12 protein-coding genes and 1 pseudogene are annotated in these 20154 nt (G+C 66.0%); 4 read left to right on the forward strand and 9 right to left on the reverse strand.

The window, feature by feature from the left end; translation table 11 throughout:
• The first annotated feature begins 101 nt into the window (after window positions 1–101).
• Window positions 102–1757, forward strand: coding sequence for a methyl-accepting chemotaxis protein (locus HUX88_RS10955; protein WP_176361793.1), 1656 nt, complete (start codon window positions 102–104; stop codon window positions 1755–1757).
• A 207-nt stretch (window positions 1758–1964) separates the two neighbouring features.
• The gene (locus HUX88_RS10960) at window positions 1965–2459 is read left to right on the forward strand and encodes an ATP-binding protein (protein WP_176361794.1); all 495 of its coding nucleotides are present in this window, start codon (window positions 1965–1967) and stop codon (window positions 2457–2459) included.
• A 27-nt stretch (window positions 2460–2486) separates the two neighbouring features.
• On the opposite strand, the gene HUX88_RS10965 is transcribed toward HUX88_RS10960, so the two are convergent.
• The 5 genes from HUX88_RS10965 to HUX88_RS10985 all read right to left on the reverse strand — a co-directional run bounded on the left by HUX88_RS10965 (window position 2487) and on the right by HUX88_RS10985 (window position 8061).
• Entirely contained in the window at window positions 2487–3719 is a 1233-nt protein-coding gene (locus HUX88_RS10965; protein ID WP_176361795.1) for a malic enzyme-like NAD(P)-binding protein, read from the reverse strand.
• 91 nt (window positions 3720–3810) lie between these two features.
• Window positions 3811–5103, reverse strand: a complete 1293-nt coding sequence (locus tag HUX88_RS10970; RefSeq protein WP_176361796.1) for a Glu/Leu/Phe/Val dehydrogenase — start codon at window positions 5101–5103, stop codon at window positions 3811–3813.
• A 141-nt stretch (window positions 5104–5244) separates the two neighbouring features.
• The gene (locus tag HUX88_RS10975) at window positions 5245–6207 is read right to left on the reverse strand and encodes a LysR substrate-binding domain-containing protein (RefSeq protein WP_176361797.1); all 963 of its coding nucleotides are present in this window, start codon (window positions 6205–6207) and stop codon (window positions 5245–5247) included.
• A 12-nt stretch (window positions 6208–6219) separates the two neighbouring features.
• Window positions 6220–7578: an MFS transporter gene (locus HUX88_RS10980; protein WP_176361798.1), complete on the reverse strand. Its 1359-nt coding sequence runs from the start codon at window positions 7576–7578 to the stop codon at window positions 6220–6222.
• A 12-nt stretch (window positions 7579–7590) separates the two neighbouring features.
• Window positions 7591–8061 carry a MarR family winged helix-turn-helix transcriptional regulator gene (locus HUX88_RS10985; protein ID WP_117009824.1) on the reverse strand — a complete coding sequence of 157 codons (471 nt, stop codon included), beginning with the start codon at window positions 8059–8061 and terminating at the stop codon, window positions 7591–7593.
• Between the two features lie 169 nt (window positions 8062–8230).
• Here HUX88_RS10985 and HUX88_RS10990 point away from each other — a divergent pair, with 169 nt between their 5' ends.
• Together HUX88_RS10990 and HUX88_RS10995 are read left to right on the forward strand one after the other, a co-directional pair.
• Entirely contained in the window at window positions 8231–9436 is a 1206-nt protein-coding gene (locus HUX88_RS10990) for a cation:proton antiporter (protein ID WP_117009825.1), read from the forward strand.
• Window positions 9437–9448: 12 nt separating this feature from the next.
• Window positions 9449–9697 (forward strand): DUF3297 family protein, encoded by a 249-nt coding sequence (locus HUX88_RS10995; RefSeq protein ID WP_176361799.1) that lies wholly within the window; start codon window positions 9449–9451, stop codon window positions 9695–9697.
• A gap of 71 nt (window positions 9698–9768) precedes the next feature.
• Here the strand turns inward: HUX88_RS10995 and HUX88_RS11000 are convergent, their stop codons facing one another.
• From HUX88_RS11000 to HUX88_RS11015, 4 genes and pseudogenes are all read right to left on the reverse strand, one after another.
• Window positions 9769–12774 carry a TonB-dependent receptor gene (locus HUX88_RS11000; protein ID WP_176361800.1) on the reverse strand — a complete coding sequence of 1002 codons (3006 nt, stop codon included), beginning with the start codon at window positions 12772–12774 and terminating at the stop codon, window positions 9769–9771.
• A 127-nt stretch (window positions 12775–12901) separates the two neighbouring features.
• Window positions 12902–14995 carry a hypothetical protein gene (locus HUX88_RS11005; RefSeq protein ID WP_229219286.1) on the reverse strand — a complete coding sequence of 698 codons (2094 nt, stop codon included), beginning with the start codon at window positions 14993–14995 and terminating at the stop codon, window positions 12902–12904.
• Between the two features lie 10 nt (window positions 14996–15005).
• Window positions 15006–16973, reverse strand: coding sequence for a glycoside hydrolase family 97 protein (locus HUX88_RS11010; RefSeq protein ID WP_176361801.1), 1968 nt, complete (start codon window positions 16971–16973; stop codon window positions 15006–15008).
• Window positions 16974–17037: 64 nt separating this feature from the next.
• Window positions 17038–17999, reverse strand: a pseudogene (locus tag HUX88_RS11015) (LysR family transcriptional regulator).
• Window positions 18000–20154 lie beyond the last annotated feature (2155 nt).

The following is a 20154-nucleotide window of genomic DNA, read 5'->3' on the forward strand; positions in this document are numbered from 1 at the left end:
GGCGCGCGCTGCGCCTCTTCTTCTTTTTCTACTCCCCTTAGTCAGCCAGCGGCGCCGCAAGCGCCGCCGCTGGCGTTCGCCCTTTTCAACAGGAAGACCGGATGGAATCGTTCAAGAAGTTAAAGATAGGTACGCAGCTCGCGCTCAGCTTCGGCACATTGACGGCGCTGATGCTGATCCTCGCCACGTTTGCCGTGGTGCGCATGTCGTCGATCACCGGCGCGTTCCAGAAACAGCAGCAAGTGACCGCGCAAAAGCTCGAGCCGCTGTACGTGGCCCGCGAGGCGCTGGCCCAGACCGGCCTGGCCGCGCGCAACGCCTATATCTTCACCGACAGCGCGCAGGCGGCCAAGGAGCTGGCGCTGGTCGACGAGCAGAAGGCCATCTACCTGGCGGCGCTGGAGAAGATGACCCCCGCCTATGCCGGCGACGCCAAATTCGACAAGGTGCGCAGCGGCTTGCTGAAGATGGCCGATGAACTCAAGCGTCCGCGCCAGCTGCGCGAGGCCGGCAATACCGAGGCCTTCGGCCGCTTCCTGACCGAGGAATGCAGCCCGCTGCGCCGCCAGATCGTGGCCGACATCGCGGTCCTGATGTCCGAGGCGCACGCCGAGACGGCGGCCGCCAGCGCCTCCGTCAACGCCCACGCCAGCGATGCGCGCCTGTGGATCGTGCTGCAGGCGGTGCTGTCGTTTGCCGTCAGTGTGTTGATCGCCTGGGTGAATACGCGCCTGTTGCTCAAGCAGTTGGGCGGCGAACCGGCCTACGCCACCGAGATCGCCAACAAGATCGCCGAGGGCGACCTGGCCATCGCCGTTGAGGTGGAATCCGATGACAAAACCAGCCTGCTGTACGCGATCAAGGCGATGCGCGACAGCCTGTCGTCCATCGTCGGCCAGGTGCGCCAGGGGACGGATTTGATTTCGACCGCGTCGTCGGAGATCGCTTCCGGCAATCGCGACCTGTCGTCGCGCACCGAGCATCAGGCGGGATCGCTGGACAAGGTGTCGAGGGCGATGGAGGAGCTGACGACGACCGTGAAGCAGAACGCGGACAACGCGCAGCAGGCCAATGTGCTGGCGGTGTCGGCGTCGCAGGTGTCGGAGCTGGGCGGTAATGTGATGGAGCAGGTGACGGTGACGATGGCGTCGATTAACGACTCGTCGAAGAAGATTGTCGATATTATTTCGGTCATCGACGGCATCGCGTTCCAGACCAATATCCTGGCGCTGAACGCTGCGGTGGAGGCAGCGCGCGCCGGTGAGCAGGGCCGTGGCTTCGCGGTGGTGGCGACGGAGGTGCGCAATCTGGCGCAACGCTCCGCGGCGGCCGCCAAGGAGATCAAGTCGCTGATCGACGACTCGGTGGAGAAGGTCGGCACGGGTTCGGAGCTGGTGCACAAGGCCGGAGAGACCATGCATGAAGTGGTGGCCAGCGTGAAGCGCGTGACCGAGATCATGGGCGAAATCAGTGGCGCCAGTGTGGAGCAGACGGCCGGCATCGAGCAGGTCAACGCCGCCATCGGCGAGATGGACAGCATGACGCAGCAGAATACCGCGCTGGTGGAGCAGGCCACGGCGGCGGCGCAGGAGCTGCAGGACCAGGCCACCAGCCTGGCGCATGTGGTGGATGTGTTCAAGCTGGAGGCGGGCCAGCGTTCGGGCAGTGTGCTGGGCCTGCGCGGCCACGCGCGCCGCCAGCCGCCCGCATCGGCTGCGCGCCGGACCGAGGCGGCACGCCGCATCGCCAACGGTTAGCGTTTGAGCTTTTGTTGACATGATCAAAAAGCTATGCAATGCTTGAATCATGATGCTGACTAAACGCCAATACTCGAAGCTTGCGATTATTGCCGCCATTATTCCGATGGCGGGTTAGCTTTTTGCAGCAACGAAGAAGCCCGCCCTGGAGGCGGGTTTCTTTTTTTGGAATCTGGTCCTCGGGGTTTTTAAACCAAGGAGAGTTCCATGAAAACAGAAGTAGCCAATGTCTCGACCCTGCATCTCGTGTGCGGGAAGATCGCCTCCGGCAAATCCACGTTGACCGGCGCGTTGGCGAGCCAGCCGCACACGGTGCTGATCAGCGAGGACAAGATGCTGGCGACCCTTTATCCAGGCGAGATAAAGTCGCTGGCCGATTACGTGCGCTGCACGGCCAAGTTGCGCGCCGCCTTGCATGGCTTGATCCAGGACATACTGGCCGCAGGCAGCTCGGTGGTGTTGGACTTCCCGGCGAACACGGTCGCAACGCGAGCCTGGATGAAGTCCCTGTTCGCCGGCACCTCGGCCGCGCACTGCCTGCACTACCTGGACGTCAGCGATGAAGAATGCAAGCGGCGGCTGAGGCGCCGCAATGAGGCAGGCGGTCATGAATTCAGCACGAGCGAGGCGGAATTCGATTTGTTTACCCAGTACTTCGTGCCGCCAACGGACGCGGAAGGCTTCAACGTCAAAATGGCCTGAAGCTGTGGCGCTTCAGGCCTGGCAAGTTTAGATCAGCGATTCCGCCAGGTCGCGCAGATCCTCGGCGTATTCCAGCTCGACCAGCTCCTTGCGGGCGACGCCGCTGCGCCAGGCCGCGCTGGCGATCTTCGGCGTGACGCCGCTCAGCAGGCGTGGATCCAGCAGGCCAGGCACCACATAGTCCTTGCCGAAGCGGGCGTCGCTGCGCGCGATGTCGGCCAGCGCCACCACGCAGGCGCGCTTCATTTCCTGGTTGATGGTCGAGGCGCCGCAGTCCAGCGCCGCGCGGAACAGATAGGGGAAGCACAGCGCGTTGTTGATCTGGTTCGGATAGTCCGAACGCCCGGTGGCGATGATGGCGTCCGGCGCCACTTCGCGCACCAGTTCCGGACGCAGTTCCGGCTCCGGATTGGCCAGCGTGAAGACGATGGGGTGCGGCTTCATGCGCTCGATGTCCATCGGCGACAGCACGCCGGGACCGGACACGCCGAGGAACACGTCGGCGCCGTCCATCACCTCGGACAGCTTGCTGGCGCTGGTGTCCTGCGCCCATGCAGCTTTTTCGCCGTCCAGCGCGCGCGCCGTGGTCAGCACGCCCTTGCTGTCGCAGACGAAGATGTTCTTGCGGCTCGCGCCCAGATCCACCAGCAGTTCCAGGCAGGCGATGGCCGCAGCGCCGGCGCCGGAGCAGACGATCTTCACGCTGGAGATATCGCGGCCGGTCATCTCGATCGCGTTCAGCATGCCGGCGCCGACCACGATGGCGGTGCCGTGCTGGTCGTCATGGAACACCGGGATCGACAGGCGCTCGCGCAGCTTGCGCTCGATGTAGAAGCACTCCGGCGCCTTGATGTCTTCCAGGTTGATGCCGCCGAAGGTCGGATGCAGCGCCGCGATGATGTCGATCAGCTTATCGGGATCGGTTTCGTCGATCTCGATGTCGAAGGCGTCGATGCCCGCGAATTTTTTGAACAGCACCACTTTGCCTTCCATCACAGGCTTGCCGGCCAGCGCGCCGATGTTGCCCAGGCCGAGCACCGCCGTGCCGTTGGTGATCACGCCGACCAGGTTGCCCTTGGCGGTGTACTCGTAGGCCTTGGCCGGCTCGCGCTGGATTTCCACGCACGGCGCGGCCACGCCAGGCGAGTACGCCAGCGCCAGGTCTTCCTGGGTGGCGACGCTCTTGGTCACTTCGATGGCGATCTTGCCGGCGCTGCCGGCGCGGTGGTAGGCCAGCGCTTTTTGTTCGATGGTGCTCATGGTGTCCTCGTTGTTTTGTTTGGCTCTGAATGCGAAAAACGCCCGCACGGGCCAAAGCCGGTGCAGGCGCAAACTGCTGGGGATCAGTCGATCATGGATACAGGCCGCGTACTTCGCGGGCCTGCAGCACGCGGGTGCACGCCAGGATGAAGGTGGCGGTGCGCAGCGTGACTTTCTTATCCTGCGACACCGACCATACGGCGTTGAAGGCGTCCTGCATGATGCGGGTCAGGCGGGCGTTGATCTCGTCCTCGCTCCAGAAGAAGCTGGAGAAGTCCTGCACCCATTCGAAGTACGACACGGTCACGCCGCCGGCGTTGGCCAGCACGTCCGGCACGATCAGCACGTCCTTGTCGGTCAGGATGTCGTCCGCTTCCGGGGTGGTCGGGCCGTTGGCGCCTTCCAGGATGATCTTGGTGCGGATCAGCGGCGCGTTGGCGGCGGTGATCTGCTGTTCCAGCGCCGCCGGAATCAGGATGTCGGACTCGATGCCCCAGAACGCGTCGCGGTCCAGGAAGGCTTCGGCGCCGGCGAAACCGGTCACGCTGCCGCATTCGGCCACGTGCTGGTGCAGGCGTGCCACGTCCAGGCCACCTTGATTGACCACGGTGCCGGTGTGATCCTGCACGGCGATGACTTTGGAGCCGGCTTCCGCGAACATGGTCGCTGCCACGCCGCCGACATTGCCGAAGCCCTGGATGGCGACACGTGCGCCTTCGATCGCCACGCCGCGTTTGGCGGCGGCTTCGCGGCCCACCACGAACACGCCGCGGCCGGTCGCTTCGCGGCGGCCCAGCGAGCCGCCCAGCGAGATTGGCTTGCCGGTGACGACGCCGGTCGACAGGTTACCTTCGATCATGGCGTAGGAGTCCATCATCCATGCCATCACCTGTTCGTTGGTGTTGACGTCCGGTGCCGGGATGTCCTTGTTTGGTCCGATGATCAGCGAGATCTCGCTGGTGTAGCGGCGGGTCAGGCGCTGCAGTTCGCCGCGCGACAGGGTCTTCGGATCGACACGGATGCCGCCCTTGGCGCCGCCGTATGGCACGTTGACGGCCGCGTTTTTAACGGTCATCCATGCCGACAGGGCCATCACTTCGGACAGGGTCACGTCCTGGTGGAAGCGCACGCCGCCTTTACCTGGGCCGCGCGACATGTTGTGCTGGACGCGGTAGCCTTCGTAGTGGGCGATGGAGCCGTCATCGCGCTCGATCGGCACGTCGACGGTCAGGATGCGCTTCGGGCGCTTCAGGGTTTCGACCCAGCGCGACAGGTTGCCCAGGTGCGGGGTGACGCGGTCGATCTGCTGCAGGTAGACGCCCCAAGGGCCGAGGTCTTCTGGATTGAGGTAGGAAGGCAGTGCGTGTGCTTGTACAGTGGTCATGCTCAAGTCTCCGTTGAATTCGTGGCTGAAGTCCGCTCGTGGCGCTCTTCAAGTGGGTCGAATCATAGGACGGGAGATTGAAAACGGGCCAATGCTGTATGTGCATTCGGCTATGCAAAAAATGCATAGTTATGGCGGGGCTTATCTTTCCGACACGGCGACGCGGCGTTTGCGGCCGCTGTTTTTCTGCTGCTGTTCGAGGAATTCCCACAGCCGCTCGACGATGGCCTTGCCGCGCCGGTGCGCCGACGGGCGCTCGCGGTACAGGCGGATCTCCATCTCGATTTCCCACTCGGAGGCGCCGCCGTCGGCGCGCGCCAGCTGCTTTTGCTTGAGCTCCCGCGTGACCGCCGATTCGGGCAGGAAGGCCACGCCGCGGCCCTCCAGCGCCATCATCTTCAGGCCCTCGGCCATGTCGGTCTCGTATTGCGGGTCCAGGTGCAGCGGCGTTTTTGCGTCGCTCAGGATCAGCTCCACCATGCGGCCCAGGTAGGCATTGTTGGTGTACGATAAAAACGGCAACGGCTCCTTCTTGGTGCCGGGCAGCGTGAATTCCGGGGTCTTGTTCTTGTCGCAGCGCGCATAGGCGCGCAGCGATTCGCGGCCCATCACCAGCATGTCGTAGCGGCCCGGGTCGAGCTGCACCGGCTGGCGCGGATGGTGATAGCACAGCAGCAGATCGCAGCCGCCTTCCACCAGCTGCATCACGGCGTCGTGCACGTTGAGCGCCATCAGGCGGCTGCTGATCGGCGCGAAGTCCTGCTCCAACGCGGTGAGCCACTTCGGCACGAAGGTCAGCGACAGCGTGTGCGGCACCGCCAGGTCGATGCTGGTCTGCGCGGCGGCGCGCTTGGAGCGCAGCATGTCGCGCGCGCCGTTGATCTGCGCCAGCATCTCCAGCGCCTGCTCGTAGAACACGATGCCGGCCGGCGTCAGGCGCGTGGGATAGGAGGTGCGGTCGATCAGGTCCGTGCCCAGCCAGTTTTCCAGCGACTGGATGCGGCGCGAAAAGGCGGGCTGCGTCACGTGCCGCAGCGCCGCCGAGCGGCTGAAATTATTGGTCTCGACCAGCGAGATGAAGTCTTCCAGCCATTTGGTTTCCATGCGCTTTTCCTTTTACTGCGGTTGCGGGGTGCTTGTGGTGTTGTCGGTATCGATGCTGCCGATCGGCGTGAACAGATAGGCCAGCGCCGCGAACACCACCAGTATGATGCCACCGCCGAGGAACATTTGCGACAGCTCGATCTTCGTCAGCGCCCAGCCGGCGACGGCGGCCGACAACGGCGCCAGTCCCATGAAGATGAACATGAAGATGCTCATGGCGCGGCCCATCATGTTCGGCGGCACGCGGCGCTGTATCCACGTGAAGACCTTGATCTGCATATAGCCCGACAGCAGGCCGAGGGTGAGCATCAGCGCGCAGGCCTGCCACGGCGCGTGCACGGCGCCGAGCGGCATCACCAGCAGGCCGGCGATGGCGTCGCCCGCCAGCAGCACCGTGCCGAAGCTGGCGAAGCGCAGGCGCGCGCCCGCCACCGCCGCTCCGGCCATCCCGAGCAGGGTGCCGGCGCCGTTGGCGCCCATCAGCAGGCCGAAGGCGGAGGCGCCGTGCAGCTTCTCGCTGGCCAGCACCGGCAGCGCCACCTGCATGGTGCCGCCGATGAACAGCGACACGATGCCCCAGTAGATGAAGCACAGGCGCAGCGGCACGTCGTTCCACACCATCGTCAGGCCGCTGGCGACGGAGCGCAGCACCGATTGCGGCGCCTCGGTGCGGGCCGGCGCGGTCAGCAGGCTAACCCGCGACAGCGTCCATGCCGAGACCAGGAAGCTGACGCAGTCGAAGCCGAAGGCGAAGGCCAGGCCGTGAGCGTCGGCCACCACGCCGTCGCCATCGGAGGAAATGGCGAGCAGGCCGGCCGCCAGCAGGGGGCCGAGCAGCATCGACAGCTGGCGCAATCCCATCAACACGCCGTTGGCCGCCTGCAGGTGCTCGGGGCCGACCGCCTGCGGCATGATCGAGGTGCCCGACGGGATGCCGAACGCCTGCGCCAGGCCGATGCCCAGGGCCAGCACGTAGATCAGCATCAGCGTCAGGTGCGCGTTCATGTCGATGGTGAGCGAGAGCGAGTCGCTGAGCGACAGCGTGAGCGTGGGCTGGTTGTTCAGCACCAGCACCGTGAGCACGCCGAGCAGCAGGGCGCTGGCGTACTTGCTCAGCATGAGCACGCGCTTGGGCGAGTAGCGGTCCACCAGGGCGCCGCCGATCAGGATGAAGACCGCGCGCGGTATGCTCATCAGCGCGATGACGAAGCCCAGCGCCAGCGTGTCGCCGGTGAGCTTGAGCACCAGCCAGGGCAGGGCCACCATGGTCAGCTGGTCGCCCAGCATGGAGATCGTACTGCCGCGCAGCAGCCATTTGAAGTTGTGGTCGCGCATCAGGGCGGCGCGTTGCCGTTTTTTGGGATCGTCCATGGTGGCGGTCTCTCAGGAGTTGGTGGCGTTCATGCCGGCGATCAGGCCGAGCGCCGTGCTCAGTTCATCGAAATGCGCGGTGGGGCAGTTGCGCAGCAGTTCCTTGCTGATCTGCTCGGCCACCGTGACGGCGTTGTTGAGCAGCTCGCGGCCGGTGGCGGTGATGGCGGCGTAGGCCACGCGGGCGTCGCGCGGATCCTGCTGGCGCTCGACCAGCCCGATTTTCTCCAGCGGCAGCAGCGTGCGCGTGACGCCGGACGCGGTCAGGCCCTGGCGCTCGGCCAGGTCGACCCGGCGCAGGCGGCCGCCGGGCGCGCGGTTCAGGTAGTGCAGCAGCATGAAGTCGCCGAAGCTGATGCCGTGGTAGCCGCCCAGCACCTGGTCGAGCCGGCGCACCAGCGTGGCCTGCGCCCGCGCCAGCCGCAGTGCGAATTCCAGGCTGGGGCTGATGTCGGCAGGGGTGTCGTTGATGTTGTCGCTCATGGTGTACTCCGTTGTCAATTAATTCTTGATAAATGCTTGAGTAAACAAGTATATCTCAACTAATTGAGGATGCAAGAAGTTTTTGTTTTTTCTGCAAGGGATACGGTTTAGAATCACCGCAGCGCAAGCTTCAATTTACTTAAACTACAAAAAATAGCAGGAGACAAAGATGCATATGGGGACCACCGAGATCTTCCTGATCGCGATGCTGATCATTTTCAGCGTGCCGTACCTGATCTGGCGCCTTGGCGGCACGGACTACTACGCGCCGCTGGTGGTGGTGCAGATCATCGCCGGCATTCTGCTGGGGCCGGGCATCATGGGCCGCGCCTATCCCGAGTACTATAGTTTCGTGTTCAACCCGCAGGTGGTGCAGTCGCTCAACGGCATCGCCTGGTGGGCGGTGATGATCTTCGTGATGATCGCCGGCATCGAGCTGGACCTGAAAAAGGCCTGGGAGCACCGCCGCGAAAGCACCATCACCGCCGGCCTGGCGCTGGGCACACCGCTGGCGTTCGGCTGCGTGGCCGCGCTGGGGCTGCTCGGCTACGCCGGCTGGATGGGGCCGAAGGCGCACGACTGGCAGTTCGTGCTGGGTGTGGGCATGGCCTGCGCCGTCACCGCGTTGCCCATCCTGATCCTGCTGATGGAGAAGCTGGAGATCCTGCGCCAGCCGATCGGCCAGCGCATCCTGCGCTACGCCAGCCTGGACGACATCGCCATCTGGGGCGTGCTGGCGGTGATCCTGCTGGACTGGGACCGCGTCGGCCGCCAGGTCGGCTTCCTGGCCGCGTTCGCCGTGGCGACCTGGCTGTTCCGCAAGATGATGGCACGCCTGGAAGAGCGCGACCGCTGGTACGTATCCTTCATCTGGCTGGCCGTGTGCGCCTTCGCGGCCGACTGGGCCGGGCTGCACTACATGGTCGGCGCCTTCCTGGCCGGCGCGGTGATGGATGCCGAATGGTTCAACCAGGAGAAGATGGACTTCCTGCGCGCCAACGTGCTGATGGCGGTGATGCCGGTGTTCTTCCTCAGCACTGGCCTGCGCACGAACTGGGCGGTGGGCGGTTCGGCCGTGTTCATCGTGGCGGCGGTGCTGCTGGTGGCCTCGGTCAGCGGCAAGCTGGCCGGCATCCACATCGCCGGCAAGATCCTCAAGTGGGGGCCGGGCGAGGCGTCCATCATCGGCTGGCTGCTGCAGACCAAGGCGCTGATCATGATCATTTTTGTCAACATTTTGCTCGACAAGCAGATCATCACCAGCGAGACCTTCACCGCGCTGCTGCTGATGGCCATCGGCAGCACCATGCTGACGGTGCCGATGGTGTACCCGAAATTGCAACGGGTCGCGCAGCTGATCTTCAAAACCAGCTGATATAATTGCGGGATGAACGATACTACTCAACTCCCTCCGCTGCCGGATCGTCTGTCGATCGACCCGCGCAGCAAATTCCACATTGCCGCCGTGTTCGAACACGATGTGGGCATCCGTTTTAACGATAAAGAACGCCTGGACGTCGATGAGTACTGCATCAGCGAAGGCTGGATCAAGGTCCCTGCCGGCAAGAGCCTGGACCGCAAGGGCAACCCGATGCTGATCAAGCTGAAGGGCAAAGTCGAAGCGTTCTATCGTTAATTCAACCGTCGTAATACAAAAACCACCCGCCTGAACCAGTTCAGCCCGGGTGGTTTTTTTCGTGCCTACGGTCAGAACTTGTAGTTGTACTCCGCCGTGAAGCGCACCTGCCGCTCAGGCGAACGGCCCAGCACCTGGTTGTAGTACGGGCTGATGGTGTCCGCGCCCGAGTTGTAGACCGGCTGCGTGGCCAGGTCGGTCTGCTTGTTGAACAGGTTGAACACGTCGGCCTTCAGCGTCAGGCCCTTGAGCCAGCGCGGCATGTAGGTCGCGTTCAACGCCAGGCGCACGTCGGTCGGCAGCGTGCCCACCGAGCCGCGCGGCGTCAGCTTCTCGTCGCAATAGAAGGTCGCGGCGCCATACCAGCCGGCCGGGTTGTTGTTGACGTTGAGCGCCTTGGGCAGGTTGCCGATGCAGGACTTCGGCGCGCCGGTGGCGATGTTGAGGTTCGCGCCCAGGCGCCATTCCGGCGTCAGCTCATAGTAGCCAAACGCCTTGAGCACATGCGTGTGGTTGTTGGGCAGCAGGCCGTTCGCGCCGGTCATCAGTTCCGGATAGTCGAAGGCGGTGGTGGCGGCCAGGTCGGCCTGGCCGATGTCCGACGCCACCTGGCCTTCCATGTTGCCCCGGCTGCGCGACCAGGTGTAATTGACCTTGCCGTACCAGCCGTTGCGCAGCGGGTGCTCGAGGAAGAAGTCCAGCGCCGTGTAGATGCGCTCCACTTTCGGCAGGCCCATGTCCTCGGCCGACAACGGCACCGTCACCAGCTTGCCGTCGCCGCGCAGGTCCAGCTCCAGCGTGTTGCCGCGGCCCGGATTGACCAGCAGGCAGGGCATGCTGTACTTGCTGGCGTTGACGTTGTTGCGGCGCGCCCAGGCGTCCACTGGACGCTGGTCGCACCAGTCCTCGATGGTGTTGCGCAGCGTGCGGTAGGTGAACTTGGCGCCGCCGGTGAAGGTCGGCGTCAGCGCCGCCTCGAAGCCCAGCGCCAGTTCGTCCTGGTAGGTCGCGCCCAGGGAGCTGGCCGCCACCTGGTGCGGGTCCTTGGCCTGGCCGTACTCGTTACCGGCGGAGAAGGGCGTGCTGATCTCGGTCAGGCCGGTCGGCACGCCGGTCTTGGGATCGACGCCGGTGTAGGTGAAGTAGTGGTCGATGTGTACCGGATTGCCCGCCAGGCGCAGCGCCACGCTGGTGGGGATCTGCAGGTGATAGCGGCCGGCGTTGGCGAACAGTTTCAGGCTGCTGTCGCCGCGCATGTCCCACGACGCGCCCAGGCGCGGCGCCAGCATGTGGCGCTGTTCGGCATACGGCACGCCGAAGCTGTTCTTGTTGGTGAACTGCTCGTTGCGCAGGCCCAGGTCCAGCAGCAGACGGTCGGTGATCTGCCAGCGGTCCTGCAGGTACTGCGCGCTCTGGTCGGTCTTGGGCGAGGCCGAGTCGCTCTGGTGGTATTCGTCCACGTAGTAGCCCTGCGTGCCGTAGCCGCCGCCGGATGCCGGCGAGCGTCCGCCCGGCACCGCCGCATTCGGATTGGAGGAGCGGAAGTAGATCCAGCTGCCGCCGCCCGCCAGCGAGGAACCGTTGATGGACGAGACGTTGTTGCGGTCAAGGCCGGCGCGCAGCGCGTGGTCGCCCAGCTTGTACTCGACGTCCAGGCGCAGCGTGGATTGCTTGTCCTCCGCGTTCTCCACCTGCATGGTGCCGCCGATGGGTTGCGGGTTGTTGTAGCTCAGCCCCGGCACCTGCGCGCGCGCCGGCGCGCTGACCTGGTACACGCCCGGCACATAGCCCTCCACGCTTTGCGGATAGGTCGACTTGAAGCGGCCCGCCAGCGCCGTCACGGTCAGGCGGTCGGTCAGGAAGCCGGTGTATTTCAGGATCGAGTCGTTGGTGATGGCGCCATCGCCGGTGACGCCGTCGGCGCGCGTGTTGTTGCGCTGTAGCGTGCCGTAGTCGAAGCCGTAGTTCTGCTGCGTCTTCTTGTACTCGTCGTGGATCTGGGTGAATTCCAGGCGGTGGTCGTCGTTGATGTTGTAATCGAGTTTGACCAGGTAGCGCGGCGTGTGGGTATCGCGCTCGGTCCAGCCGTTGGTCTTGTTGGTCGAATCGGAGTCCTTGCTGATGTAGCCGGAGGTGAAGCGGTCCTGCTCCACGTTGGCGAAGACGAACAGCTTGTCCTTGATCAGCGGGCCGCCGACGTACGCGCTGCCGAAGACGTCGGTGGCGGTGTTGGCGCCGCGGTAGGTCAGCAGCTTGCCGTCGGTGGCCGGGTTGGCGCCGGTCTGCGGATAGTAGGTGTCCTCCGGTTTGGCGCGCAGCTTGTTGGGCGTGTACTGCAGCACCGCGCCGGCTTCCCAGCGGTTGGTGCCGCTCTTGGTGGTGATGTTGACCACGCCGCCGGTGGAGCGGCCGAATTCCGCGCTGTAGCCGCCCTGCAGGATCTGCGCCTGCGCGATGGCGAAGAACGGCAGCGTGGTCGAGCCGATCTGCTTGTACACATTGGTGACCGGGAAGCCGTTGATGTAGTACGAGTTCTCCGACACGCCGGCGCCGCCGAAGCTGTCGCCGCCGATGCGCGGATTGCCGCGCGTGGTGCCGGGCGCCAGCTGGATGATGCCCGACAGGCTTTGCGCCACCGGCAGCGCCTGCAGCTCGCGCGCGGTGAACACGGCGCCGTTGTTGGTGTTGCTGACGTCGATGGTGCGGCGCTTGGTCGTGACGGTGACTGCCTGCACCGCGTCGAACGAGGCTTCGACGCCCTGGCCGATCAGGGCTTCCACGTCCAGCGTGCGTTCGATTTCGCCGCCGCGCATCAGCATGACCTTGTAGCTGCCCGGTTGCATGGAGGTGGCTTGATAGCGTCCACTGGCGTCCGGGTGGACGGTGCGGCGCGCGCCGGTGGCGGTGTTCTCCAGCACCACGCTGGCGCCGTTGGCGTTGGCGATCTGGCCGAAGATGGTGCCGGTGGCGTTGGACTGCGCGTAGGCCGGCACGGACAGGCTGCCCGAGAGCAGGACGCCGCCGAATGCCAGCGCGAGGGCGTGGGCTACAACGGTCATCCGGATGGGGTTTTTCATGATGTCTCCTTATCGTTTTTATGATGATGGCCGGCTGCCGTGGGCAGCCGACTGAGACATACTAGGCAAGGAGGGGATCGCGATCTAATGAATCTTTAGCGACTACCGTTGCTGGAAACGATATATATCAATCGGGCAGCACGACCTGCAACGGCGCCTTGCCGTCCCAGGCGCGGTCGAGCAGGGTCTTGCCGTCCAGGCGCACCAGCACGCGCTGTGTGGCTTGTCCCGGCTTCAGGCGCGTGGTGGCCAGCTCCAGTCCCTCGCCCTGTTCGCCCGCGCCGAACGCGCGTATGCGCCGCAAGGCCATGCGCGGCCAGCCTTTGGGCAGGCGCGGCGCGAAACTGAAGCTGCGCAAACCGGTCGGCTCGATGCCGAACAGGCCCTCGGTCATCACCCGCGCATACAGGCCGCTCTCCGCCGACAGGTGGCGCTGCTGGCCTTCCGGCCATGCCTCCACCGCATACGGCACATGTTCGCCCAGCAGGCGGCGGCCGGAGTAGTAGCGCAGGTAGGGCATGGTGCGTTCCAGTTCGCCCGCCTTCAGCAGACCGCGCAAGGCGTACAACGTGGCGCGGTCCCAGAAGGTCTTGTCGCCGGCCTCGGTCAGCACGCCGTTTTCCGACCACAGTTGCGGCGACAGTAGCGCGTCGATGGTGCCGCGCTGGCGTTCCATGATGCCGAGCGCCAGCGGCAGCGCGATCCACGCGCGCAGCTTGTCGTTGCCGGCGTAGTAGCGGTAGGTGTCGTAGCCGCCGATGTTGGTGCCGAAGTAGCGCTCGATGGCGGCGCGCTGTTCCTTCGCCTCGTGCTGCAACGCTGCGGCGCGCTGCGGATCGCCCAGCGCGGCGTTCAGGCGCGCGGCGCCGGACAGTCCGCCGTAGGCCAGCACGTTGGTCGAGAGGTTGGCTTTTCCGGCCGGGAAGCGGCCTTCCAGTTCGTCGCTGTCCGAGTGGACGATGGCTTCGGCGTCGCGCTGGCGGCGGGTGAATTCCAGGCACCAGTCGATCAGCGGCAGCAACTGGCGCGCGGTGCCGGCGTCGCCTTGCGCCAGCGCGAACTGGCTGGCGCCGTAGGAGATCATGGCGCAGTCGCCACGGTCGCCGGCGCCGTTCCAGTAGCTGCGGCCCTCGGCGACGATGGAGGAAGGCAGCGGCTTGTATTCGGGATTCATGTAGCGGGCGAACAGGCCGAAGCTGGTGACTGCGCTCTGTACGGCGGCGCGGTCGCCCAGGTAGGGGAAGAAGGGATTGACGTACTCCGCCTGGTCGTTGGCCCACACGGCCGCGTAGTAGCGCGTACCGCCCGGCCCGTGCAGCAGGCCGCCGCGCGTGGCGAACACGCTTTCGGCGGCGCGGACCTTGGAGAAGGCGAACATGGCGTCGAGCACGGGGGCGGGCGTTTCCAGCACCAGTTCATCGCGCCATTGTGCGACCTTGCGGGCGCGGGCCTGCAGGGCTTCTTCGCCGTCGACGTAGACCATTTCGTTTTGCAGGCGGCCGCTGATGATCACGTCCACGTGTGTGCGCGCGCCTGGCGCCAGCGTGCCTTCGCGGGCGGGGGAGCGCACTTCGATCACGTAGGTGCCGTGCGTGCCTTTGTCGGCGGGCGTGGTTTCGCTGGCGTCCAGCGCGGCGAAGCTGTAGCGGCGGGCGGTCTTGCCGTTGTTGACCAGTTCCAGCCGCTCCACCAGCGCGGGTTCGTCCGGCGATGGCGTCAGGGTGCGGGTCAGCAGCAGGCCTGGCGCCAGCTGGGAGTGCAGGGCGAGGCGGCCGTCGAAGCGTACCTGCCGCAGGTGCTCGGCGGCGGCGGGGGCGCCGTCGATTGCGATGGCGGGTGTGGCTTCGAGGCCGAACTTGCGTATCAGGCTGGCGTGGGTGTCGTCGGGGATGGTGCGCAGCATCGGCCACACCACGGTGCGCGACAGCAGCAGCGTGCCGTCGGCCTGGCTGCCGTAGTCGATCACCGCCGAGACCTGGCGGCCGCTCATCTCCAGCTGGTCGCGATGGGTGTCGGCGACCTGCCAGCGGATGGCGTTGCCGTCGATCTGCCAGCGCGGCGTGAAGGCCGGCGGCGCGGCTTGCGCCCAACCGGCGGTCAGCAGCACCGCAGCCAGTGCTGCGGCCAGTGCCGTGACCCGCGCTGCGGTCGGCGCCCTTGCGGGGGCGGCGGTCAGGGCGACGGCCGGGGTGGCGGCGTGCGCGCGTAATTTCATCTGCATACGGGTCTCCTTATTGCGCAGGCTTGGCGGGGCGGATGATGGCGGCCCAGCCGCCGCCTGGCGCCAGCTGCATGGTCAGGCGGCTGGCGCGGGTGACGCTGGTGCTGCCGGCCTGCACGTCGGTGGCGAAGATGGCGGCGTTCGGGCCGTCCTCCATGCTGCTCATCTGGTAGACGCCTTCGCCGAGGAAGGACAGGTCGAGCGCCAGCTCGCGGCCGTCGGCGCCCGTCATCGCGCCCACGTACCACGTATCGCCGTGGCGGCGCGCCATCGCCACGTAATGGCCCAGGTCCGCGTGCAGCACGCGGCTTTCGTCCCACTCCACCGGCACCTGGCGGATGAAGGCCAGCGATGACGGATTGGCGCGGTATTGCGACGGGCTGTCGGCCAGCATCTGCAGCGGGCTTTCGTACACCACGTACATCGCCAGCTGGTGCGCGCGCGTGCCCTGGCTCATCGGCCGGTCGAAGCTGGCCACGAAGTCCTTGCGGTGGGCGTTGCTCATGGCGCCGGGCGTGTAGTCCATCGGCCCGGCGAACATGCGGATGAAGGGCACGGTCACGTCGTGTTCCGGCGTCTGCTTGTCGGTCCACTTGTCGTTCTCCAGTCCCTTCACGCCTTCGAAGGTGAGCACGTTCGGCCAGGTGCGTTGCAAACCGCTTGGCTTGAAGCTGCCGTGGAAGTCCACCAGCAGATGGCGCGCCGCCGCTTCGCGCGCGACGCGTTCGTAGTAGTTCACCATCCACTGGTCGGCGCGCTGCATGAAGTCGACCTTGATGCCGGCCGCGCCCCAGCGCGCGAACTGGTCCAGCGCCGGCTTCATCTGCGTGTCCAGTGTCTTCCACGACACCCACAGGATGATGCCCACGCCGCGCTCCTTCGCGTGCGCCATCAGCGCCGGCATGTCGATGGCCGGCTTGACCGCCAGCAGGTCGCCCAGCACATACCAGCCTTCGTCCATGATGATGTATTCGAGGCCGTTCTCCGCCGCGAAGTCGATGTAGTGGCGATAGGTGCGCGTGTCGATGCCGGACTTGAACGGCACGTTGTACAGGTGGTTGCCGTTGTACCAGTCCCACGCCACCTTGCCTGGCTTAATCCACTCGGTTTGCTTGAGTTCCTGGGCGTCGGCCAGCAGGTAGGGCATCTGGTTGGTCAGCAGGCCGCCGGCTTCGGCGGCGATGCCCAGGATGCGCCACGGGTAGGCGCGCGTACCGGCGGTGCGCGCGATGTAGGGCGCCTCCTGCGTCACCGGCACGTTGCGGTCGTCGCGCGCGGTGTCGGCCAGCGCCACTTTCGGGAACACGGCGCGCAGGCCGTCCGCCTCGCCGTGCAGGTACATGCCGGGATAATCGCGCAGCCCGGACTCGGTCAGCACCAGATGCGCGCCGCCGCCGCGTACCAGCGCCGGCACGCCGACCAGCTTTCCGGCGGCCTCGCTCACGGCCAGCGCCTGGTAATAGTGCTCGTTATGCGACTGCATGGACTTTTCCTGCGGCCAGTACAGCGTGTCCTGCGGTCGCACGTGGACGCCCGCCAGCTCGTCCTCCACCGTCACCTGGCCGGGCAGCTCGGTGCGGAAGCGGTAGGCGATGCCTTCGTCGTAGGCGCGCACCTCCAGCGTGTAGCCGCCGGCGAAGTCCAGCCGCAGCGCGTTGTAGTGGTCGCGTACCTCGCGCGACTTCTGCGCTACCACCGGACGCACCGAGGTGTCGATGCTGAGGCGCTGCTGGCCGGTCAGGCGCGGGCGCTCGCCCAGCGTGCCGATGCCGCTCAGTTTGAGGCCGATCGGCGTGGGCAGCACCAGCTGGGCGTCGCGCAGGCTGACGGCAAGCGTGAGCTGGTCGCCGGTGGCTATGGTCACGCGCAGCTGGCGGTCGGGCGAGCTCAGTTCCAGCGGGTTGGCCGAGTGGCCGTACAGCGGCGCGATGAGGAGCAGCGCGCCGGCCAGGCGGCGCGCGAGGGATGGATGGTTCAAGGCGGGTCTCCGTAGGTGTTTGGGCCATGCTAATCGCGGCGGGCGATAGCCGTCCATTCACCTTTTATGCTGCTGCCATGTCGAATGCGGTATGGCTGCCGATGGCCTGGCGCCGTATCGCCTGCAGCAGCAGTTCGGCGCCCGGCGACAGCAGGCGGTCGCGCCGGCGGATGATGCCGAAGGGGTCCATCTGGCACGCCAGCTCGATCGGCAGCACCACCAGCAGGCCGAGCGCCCGGTAGTGCTGCGCGACGTCGGCCGACATCACATTGAGCGCGTCGCTCATTTGCAGCATGCTGGTGATCAGCACGATCTCGCTGGTGTCGACCACGTCGCTGGGCGGCTCCAGGCCGGCGTTGTGGAACAGCTGCTCGAAGCGCAGGCGCAGGATGCTGCCGGTCGGCGGCATGATCCACGGCGCCAGCGCCAGCTCGCGCGTTGAGGCGCGCGCCCGGCCAGCGGATGGCCGGCGCGCGCCACCACCACCACCGGCTCGGCGCCCAGTTCCTCGTACTGCAGGTCGGCGCTGTCCGGCTGGCTGGTCATGCGCGCCAGCAGGAAGTCGAAGGTCCCGCGCTGCAGGCGGTCCAGCAGCACGGTACTCGATTCGATCTGCACGCCGATGCGCAGCTGCGGCGCGTGCTGCTTGACGCGCGTGATGGCCATGGGCAGCAGCCGCATGGCCGGCGTCATGATGCTGCCGATGTCGACCTGGCCGGCCAGCCCGGACCTGAGCGCGACGATGTCCTCGTGCGCGCGCGCCAGGCTGGTGAGCGCCATGCGCGCGTGGCGGATCATGCTCTCGCCGTAGATGGTGGGCTCCATGCCGCGCGGCAGGCGCTCGAACAGCGCGATGCCCAGCATGTCCTCCAGCTCCTTGAGCTGCTTGGAGGCGGCCGGCTGGGTCATGCACAGCACCTCGGAGGCGCGGCTGAGCGTGCGCTCGTCGTCCAGCGCGATCAGCAGCAACAGCTGGCGGGTTTTGAGCCGCGCGCGCAGGAACCAGTTGGGGTTGGGCGCGTTCATGCCGGCGCGTACCTATTCGATTTCGTCATGGTATCTCCCTTATAGTTGTGGAAAAAAGTATAGGGGAGCAGTCATAGCCGATCAATGACGGAATCGAGGGGATTGATAACTAAATCGGCATAGTGCCGGCCTGTCAACCAGTCCGTTTGGACTGATGTCTATTTACGCATGGCAAGAGATAATATAAGGATATTGTTGCCATTTAGGGCAGGGCATCTGTGCCAGCGACGCGGCACGGGAGCAGCAGAGCTGTGCCGTTTCTCATGTTGCCGGATGCCGATGGCGTTCTTGACGAGGGGACTGGCATGGTGTGGTGGAAGTTCAAACAAGCGGCGCCCGTGGCGGCGCGCACAAACCAGCCCGCGCGGCTGTTGCTGCAGGCGCTGGAACCGCGCCTGATGTTCGATGGCGCGGCGGTGCAGTCGGCCATCTCGGCCCTGCATGCCGACGCGCCCCATGCGGCCGGCGTCGAGGCGCCGGTGGAGCGCTTCCAGCAGCGCGCGGCGCCGCAAGCCAATTCCATGGGCGTGATGGCGCAGCCTGTGGCGGGGGTCAGCGATTTCAACACGGTCAGTGGGCCCGTCATCGCGTCGGGCTCGTCCGCCGGCGACGGACTCTCGGTCCTGAACATCGACGGCTGGGATTTCCTCTTGAAGAGCAGCGCCGCCACCAACTGCTATATCGGCGCGGAAACGCTGACGGGGCAGACCATCGTCATCACCGGCGTCTCCAACGACGGCGCTCCCTTGGGTTATCTTCAGGTGAGCAGCGACAACAACACCCGCTTCACGCTGGCCTCGGTGGATATCGGGGTGGGCGGCATTTCGGTCGGATCGAACGGCGTCATGCGGCTGCAGGGTTATCGCAATGGCGCCGCCGTCTCGGGCGCGACCATGAGCCTGATGGTCACCGACGCGAATTTGGGCGGCCAGCTGATCACCTTCAATGTCAGCAATAACAGCAGTTTCGAGGGCATAGACGCGTTCCGCGTCCAGAGCGACGGCAGCTTCGTGGTGACCGGGGCGGTTGGTGTCGACAATATCGTGGCGACGGACTTCTTTCATCCAGGGCCGGTATTGGCCGGTAGCGGCGGCAGTGCCGCCTACCGGGCCGGCGATGGCAATGCCGTCGTCGTCGACGGCGGCATCACGCTGTCGAGCACGGGCGCCGACAACCAGGCCAGCGCCACTGTGGCGATCACCGGCAATTTCCACAGCGCCGAGGATCTCCTGGCGTTCACCAACAACAACGGCGCGCTGTTCGGCAATATCAGCGGCAGCTACAACAACGCCACCGGCGCGCTGACGCTGACCTCCGTCGGCGCCGGCGCCACCAATGCGCAGTGGCAGGCGGCGCTGGAGGCGGTCACCTATCGCAACAGCTCGCCCACGCCCCTCGCCGACACGCGCACCATCAGCTTCGCGATCACCGACAATGGCGGCTTCACCAGCACCACGGTGATCAGGGCGGTGACGGTGAGCCCCGACGTGGCGCCGGCGATCGGCAACCTCCATGGCGACAGCGTCAGCTACACCGCCGGCGGCGGCGCCGTGCATCTGGACAGCGGCGTGGCGGCCATCGTCAGCGACAGCGACACGCCCAACTTCAACGGCGGCTGGATCGCCGCGCGCATCGTGGCCAATGCCCACAGCGCCGAGGACGTGCTGGGCATCGACGGCGGCGGCGCCGTCTCGCTCAGCGCCGGCACCACCGTGGGCAGCACGGTCTCGGTGGGCGGCGTCGCCATCGGCGTCATCGCCAACAACGGCGACGGCGCGGGCGGCCGCGACCTGATGGTGACCTTCAACGGCAACGCCAGCGCGGCGCGGGTGTCGACCCTGGCCGGCGCGCTGACCTACAACGACATCGCCGGCTCGCCCAACACCGCCACCCGCACGGTGCAGGTGGTGGTCAACGACGGCCACGGCCAGAGCAGCAGCGCCGCGAGCATCACGGTGGCGGTGATCAACGCGCCCGTGCTGACCCCGAGCGGCGGCAGCGCGGCCTTCAGCGCCGGCGACAACGTCGCGTCGACGCCGGTCGCCATCGATGGCGGCATCACGGTGGCCGATCCGGGCAGCGCCACGCTGGCCAGCGCCTCGGTGGCGATCACCGGCAACTTCCGCAGCGGCGAGGACGTGCTGGCCTTCGCCAA

Origin of the sequence: Duganella sp. BJB1802 (assembly GCF_013369445.1) — a bacterium.
Classification (GTDB): Bacteria; Pseudomonadota; Gammaproteobacteria; order Burkholderiales; family Burkholderiaceae_D; genus Rugamonas; species Rugamonas vulcania_A.